Here is a 3,355-nt window from a genome sequence, read left to right as displayed (position 1 = left end):
TGCCGGGCGCCGTCTTGCCGGGCGCCGTCTTGCCCGGCGCTGCCTTTCCGGGCGCCGCCGTGCGGGACGCGGCATTGCCGCCGCCGCGCCCGCCGCGCGCGAGGCTTTCGCGCAGCGCCGCCATGAGATCGACGACGTTGTCGGGCGCCGCCTCGGCCGCCGCGTCCTCCAGCCCCTCGCCCGCCAGCCGCGCCTCGATCACCTGCCGCAGCCGCGTCTCGTAGCGGTCCTCGATGTCGGCCGGCTCGTAGTCTGCCTCCTGCCGGGCGATCAGCTGGCGCGCGAGCTTGATCATCTCGCGCTCCGGCTTCACGCGGTCCAGCCCCTCCAGCAGCGGCGCCGGATCATTCAGGTCGCGCGCCTCGGCGAGGGTGTGCGCGACCAGCCCCAGCCCGTCGGGGCGGATGGCGACGGGGTGCTCGCGGCTCGACAGCACGACGCGCGACAGGGCGATGCGCCCCGCCTCGGCCATCGCGTCCCGCAGCACGGCATAGACGTCGATCCCCGCGTCACCGTCCGGTACGACGTAATAGGTCGATTCGTAATGAACCGGGTCGATCGCGTCGGCCGCCACGAACTTGTCGAGCGTCAACGTCGAGGAGCTTTCGATGCGCGCCCGCTCGATGTCCTCGTCGGTCAGCACGAGATGGCGGCCGGGCGCGTATTCGTAACCACGGGCAAGCTCCGAGCGCTCGACCGGTTCGCCGGTTTCGGCGTCCTCGGCGACCATGTGGATGCGATGGCCGGTCGCCGGGTTGATCATGTGGAAATGCAGGTTCCCCCGCTCGTGCCGCGCCGCATAGAGCGCGACCGGACAGGTGACGAGGGCGAGCCGCATATGTCCCCGCCAGACGGGCCGCTGTGCCATGGGTCGCTCCCGGACGCCTACGGGCAGGCAACGAACGGGACGACATGGCGTTGCACGCCGGTATGGGTAAGCGCGCAAAACCGGGCGCCACGGCGCTGCGCGAGTACGGCGCGCGGCGCGACTTCACCCGCACGGCGGAGCCGTGCGGCGGCGCGCCCCGAGCCGCCGGCCACGCCCCGATCTTCGTCGTGCAGAAGCATGCGGCCAAGCGGGCCGGGCTGCATTACGATTTCCGGCTCGAACATGGCGGCGTGCTCTGGAGCTGGGCGGTGCCGAAGGGCCCGTCGCTCGATCCGGCCGACCGGCGCATGGCGATGCAGGTGGAGGATCACCCGCTCGACTATGCCACGTTCGAAGGACGCATCCCGGAGGGCGGCTATGGCGCCGGCACGGTCGAGGTCTGGGACCACGGCACATGGCAGCCGCTGGACGACCCGGAGAAGGGGCTGCGCGACGGCGAACTGCGCTTCACCCTGGACGGCACCCGGCTGCATGGCCGCTTCACGCTGGTCCGGCTGAAGCCGCGCGGCAAACAGCGGGCGTGGCTGCTGATCAAGGGGCATGACGAGGCCGAGCGGTCTGGCGCGGACGCCGCGTCCAACGAACGAGACACGCCACCACCTACGGCGCCGCGCAAGGGCGGCCCGGACGGAGGCAAGGACGTGCCGGCCGCGACGAAGGACATTCCGGGCGCCCGCAAGGCCCGTCTGCCGGACCGGCAGGCGCCGCAGCTGGCGAGTCTCGCCGAAAGCGCGCCGCACGGCGGCGAATGGCTGAACGAGATCAAGCTCGACGGCTACCGTCTCCTGATCCGGCTGGAGGGCGGGAAGGTCCGCATCCAGACCCGCAACGACCAGGACTGGACCGCGCGCCTGCCGACCATCGCCCGCGCGGTCGCCGAACTGCCCGCGCGCGCGGCGCTGCTGGACGGCGAGCTGGTCTCGCTGCGCCCGGACGGCACGTCGAGCTTCGCCGACCTGCAGGCGGCGCTGTCGGCGCATGACGAGGCGCGGCTCGTCTTCTATGCCTTCGACCTCCTGTATCTCGACGGCTACGACCTGCGCGCCTGCCGCCTCGATGACCGCAAGCGCGCGCTCGCGGGCCTGTCGGACTGGAAGGGACGGCTGCGCTACAGCACCCATGCGACCGAGGACGCGGACGCGCTGCGCGGCGAGGCCTGCCGGATGGGGCTGGAAGGGATCATCTGCAAGCGGGCGGACGCGCCCTATCGCGCCGGCCGGGGGCGGAGCTGGCTCAAGCTGAAATGCGTCGGTCGCGACGAGTTCATCGTCCTCGGCTGGACGCCGCCGCAGGGCAGCCGCACCAGCCTCGGCGCTCTGCACCTGGGCTATCACGACGCGCGCGGGCGGCTGCACTATGCGGGCGGCGTCGGCACCGGCTTCGACGGCCCGGCCCGGGCGGCGCTGCGCAAGGCGCTCGACCGGCGCGCCGCGGACGGGCCGCCGTCCGGGCTGGTGACCGGTACGACACCGGTGGAGCGGGCCATCCGCTGGGTGCGTCCCGAACTGGTGGGCGAGGTCCGCTACGCCGGCTGGTCGGGGGCCGGACGGCTGCGCCACGCCGTCTGGCTCGGCCTGCGCGACGACAAGACGCCGGCGCAGGTAGTGCGGTCGCCGCCCGGCGACGCGACGGCGCCGGCACCACGGCCCGGGAGACGGCGCATGACACGCGACGAAACGCCCGCCCTCACCCACCCGGAGCGGGTGCTCTGGCCGGACGGCGACGGCGGCCTGACCAAGGGCGACCTTGCCGCCTATTGGGAGGCCGTCGCGGCATCGGCGCTGCCCGGCATCGCGCACCGTCCGCTGGCCATCGTCCGCTGCCCGGGCGGCATCGAGGGGGAGCGGTTCTTCCAGAAACAGGGTCACGGCCACCTGCCGGCCGGGGTGCGCGACGGCCATGCCGGCGGCTCGCCCTATGTCGCCATCGACGACGCGGCCGGCCTCGCGGCGCTGGTGCAGGTGGCGGCGATCGAACTGCATAGCTGGGGCGCCACCGAGGCCGCGGCCTTGACCCCCGACCGCGTCGTGTTCGACCTCGATCCCGGCGAAGGCGTGGATTTCGCCGCCGTGGTCGACGCCGCCCGCCTGGTGCGCGACCGGTTGGAGGCACAGGGCCTGACCACGTTCTGCCGCACGACGGGCGGCAAGGGGCTGCACGTGGTCGCGCCGCTGCGGCCGGAGGCGGACTGGGACACGGTGCGCGCCTGGTGCCGCGCCTTCGCCGAGGACATGAGCCGCGAGGCGCCGGACCGTTTCGTCGCCACGCTGCCGAAGGCGCGGCGGCGTGGCCATATCCTCATCGACTGGCTGCGCAACGGCCTCGGCGCGACCGCCGTCGCATCGTTCTCGCCCCGCGCCCGCCCCGGCGCCACGGTCGCCACGCCCGTGCACTGGCGGGAGGTGACGTCCCGGCTCGATCCCGCCGCCTTCACGATCCGCACCGTCCCCGCCCGCCTGCGCCGGC

General features: G+C 73.6%; 2 protein-coding genes. One reads left to right on the top strand and one right to left on the bottom strand.

Translation table 11 applies throughout. The features are described 5' to 3' along the window. Positions 1–868, bottom strand: an 868-nt coding sequence (ku, locus tag B8460_RS04875; RefSeq protein WP_148360351.1) for a non-homologous end joining protein Ku, incomplete at its 3' end; no start/stop codon positions are given. A 62-nt stretch (positions 869–930) separates the two neighbouring features. Between ku and ligD the strand changes: the two genes are divergently transcribed. Beyond that, the coding region (ligD, locus tag B8460_RS04870; RefSeq protein ID WP_048860455.1) for a DNA ligase D at positions 931–3,355 on the top strand (2,425 nt) is incomplete at its 3' end.

It is taken from the genome of Acidisphaera rubrifaciens HS-AP3 (genome assembly GCF_000964365.1).
In the GTDB taxonomy this organism is placed as follows: Bacteria; Pseudomonadota; Alphaproteobacteria; order Acetobacterales; family Acetobacteraceae; genus Acidisphaera; species Acidisphaera rubrifaciens.
Note: the sequence above shows the minus strand (reverse complement) of the source record. Positions and strands in the feature narration are given on the sequence as shown.